Consider the following 556-nt stretch of genomic DNA (forward strand, 5'->3'; position numbering starts at 1 on the left):
CATATAAAGAGTGTAAGTGAAGTTGCAAACAAAAATACACCTGTTCTTCCCCAAAACCCACTATTAGTTGAAGAAACACCTGAGTATATCAAAGCGAAAAGTTTCAATGAACTATTTGAAGAGTTTTCACATAGATGGGTAGCTATTAACGGCGGAGGTCCAGAGGCTGTAGAAGGTGTGTTAGTTCAAAGTCGCAATGGAAACTTTACTCTTGTACAAAATAATCAAGTTTTACGTTTACAACCAAGACACGTAAAAACCATTGCTTTAGGATCAAAAGGATCTTTCAAGCAAAATGAAGAAAATTCTGAGCAAAATGGAGATACAAATGAAGAAAATTCTGCACAAGAGTCAACTACAGGAGATAAAACTGGAGGTCGCACGGGTGGCCGTACTGGAGACCGTACAGGAAAACGTACAGGAAAACGTACAGGAGGTCGCACAGACGATCGCTCTCGAGGAAGCCGTACGGGTTCACGTTCTTCAACATCAGGCGAAAAAGTTATTAAAACGAAAAATTATCGTTGGAAAGCATGATGAAATGGAACATAAAAGG

1 pseudogene is annotated in these 556 nt (G+C 39.6%); it reads left to right on the plus strand.

From position 1 onward, the window contains the following. A pseudogene (locus RB298_RS00050) lies at positions 1-537 on the plus strand (spore coat protein); the annotation flags it as partial. Positions 538-556 lie beyond the last annotated feature (19 nt).

Source organism: Priestia sp. BR_2, from assembly GCF_041954005.1.
GTDB classification, from domain to species: domain Bacteria; phylum Bacillota; class Bacilli; order Paenibacillales; family Paenibacillaceae; genus Paenibacillus_AQ; species Paenibacillus_AQ lautus_A.